3 protein-coding genes are annotated in these 1,922 nt (G+C 60.7%); all 3 read left to right on the plus strand.

What is annotated here, in order from left to right:
* The coding region (locus tag DBR30_RS11520) for a UPF0149 family protein (RefSeq protein ID WP_108588357.1) at positions 1 to 1,148 on the plus strand (1,148 nt) is incomplete at its 5' end.
* Positions 1,149 to 1,318: 170 nt separating this feature from the next.
* Positions 1,319 to 1,783: a MarR family winged helix-turn-helix transcriptional regulator gene (locus DBR30_RS11525; RefSeq protein ID WP_005336856.1), complete on the plus strand. Its 465-nt coding sequence runs from the start codon at positions 1,319 to 1,321 to the stop codon at positions 1,781 to 1,783.
* Positions 1,784 to 1,785: 2 nt separating this feature from the next.
* The coding region (locus DBR30_RS11530; protein ID WP_108588356.1) for a DUF4250 family protein at positions 1,786 to 1,922 on the plus strand (137 nt) is incomplete at its 3' end.

Consider the following 1,922-nt stretch of genomic DNA (forward strand, 5'->3'; position numbering starts at 1 on the left):
CCTACCCGGCCCTGCACGGTTTTCTCTGTGCCCGTCTGGTGGGGCCAGAGACCCCTGACTGGCAACGCCCGCTGACTGGTTTGCTGGAACAGGATGCCGAGCTGGATGAGAAGAGCGCAGAGGCCCTCAATCACCTGATCGCCGAGCTGGAAGCCCAGGCCGACGACGCCCAGCTGGCCCTGCCTAGCCAATGCCGCCTGCCCAGCGATAACCCGGAGCAGGTGTTCGAGCAGAGCCATCCCCTCGGTCAGTGGTGCTACGGTTTCAGCCAGGGCTTTGCCACCTGGCCCAAGCCGAAGGATTTGAACGACCCGACCACCCAGTACCGCTTCAGTCTGGCCGCCGAGCTGAGCCTGTTTCGTGACAAGCAGATGGCCCAGATGCTCTATAGCGCCGCCGCCAGCGAACTCCCCTTTGTCGAGTTCTGCAAACGCCAGCGCCAGAACATGAAGACCGCCCTCAACCAGTTGCTCAACCTCGACCAGTATCAGGCCGCCCCCAGCGCCGATGTGGCCATCAATGGCGAGCAGGCCCAGCAGTGGCAGCGCTGGTTCGAGCTGGCCGACAGCTGCCGCGATCATCAGGCCCGCCTCGGCTGGTTCGAGAAGATCATCGCCGATGCCACTCCGCTGTTTGACGAGGCATTCTGGCAGCAAATCACCGGCCACGGCTGGAGTGCTCCCGAGCTGCGCCCCCTGCTGGCCGCCAGAGCCGGTCGCGCCGACTGCCTGCTGCGCCTTGGCAAGCTGGCTGAAGCCAAAGCGGAGTATCTGGAACTGCTGACCATCTGCGTGGCCGACGAACCGGGTTGCCGCTACAACCTCTCCACCCTCTATGCACTGCAAGGGGATTGGCAGGCGCTGTCCACCCTGCTGGTGCGCTTCGATGAAGCCTCCAGCTGGTTGCTCTACAACAAGGCGCTGATGCTCTTTGCCACCGAGGGAGCCGAGGCAGCCAAGCCCCACCTGCTGGTCGCCATCGAGGCCAACCCGCACATTCCGGCCTGCCTGCTGGGTCAGCGCAAGCTGCCCAAACAGGAGCCGCAAAGCTGGCAAGCGGGCAGCCGCGACGAGGCCGCGCTCTATGCCTTGCACACCCGCGAGGCCTGGCTCAAGCAGAACGCCCTCATCTGGTTGCGTAAAGGCTGAACAGCGATGGCTTAAAATCCCGTCGGTCAGACCCGGTTTTTCCTTGAGGGCGTGCGCCACCGCACATTTCATCGCAACCGGGTCAGACAAATCAGCTTGAGTTTCGTATCATCAATGTCAAAGTATCAAAAGAAACTGCATCTGATGCAGCCGTCACAGCAGGGTGTAATATGTCAAAAATCATAGCGTTACTCGCTCACTACCCGCCCTATCAGTTGGTACATGCCGCCGAGATGCTACGGGATACCTTCGAACAGTTTTATGAACAACGTTACCAGCTGACCGTGCCGCAATGGCGCCTGATGATGGTGCTCGGCCCCAACTACCCCATCAGCCAGAAAGAGCTGGTCGAGGCGAGCGGCATGGACAAGGTGCGCATCTCCCGCGAGATCCGCCGTCTGGTCGAAAAAGGGATCATCTTCACCGAAAGCAGCGAGCAGGACAAACGCATCAGCCTGGTCTCCCTCACCAATGCCGGTCTCGCCCTCTTCCTGCAGCTCAAGAGCGAAGCTGGCAGCTGGCAACATACCCTGACCGACTACCTGCCAAGCGAATCCCGCGAGGCGATCCGCCAGCATCTGCACAGCGTCAGCGCCGCCATCGAGCAGCTGCAATCGCTGGATCGGGAGAAGTGATCATGGATTTGAAAAAGTTCACCACCATGGATATCAACATGCTGCTGAGCGTCGTCAATATGCAGCTGCGTGATCGCTATGACGATCTGGATGATCTCTGCAAGGCGCAGGAGATCGATCAGGCGGCACTGGAAGCACG

This window comes from Aeromonas sp. HMWF017 (assembly GCF_003061465.1).
Classification (GTDB): Bacteria; Pseudomonadota; Gammaproteobacteria; order Enterobacterales; family Aeromonadaceae; genus Aeromonas; species Aeromonas veronii.

What these genes read in the sequence shown, in the direction of transcription:
- DBR30_RS11525 (WP_005336856.1), top strand. Translation starts at nt 1,319, where the DNA reads ATGTCAAAAATCATAGCGTTACTCGCTCACTACCCGCCCTATCAGTTG.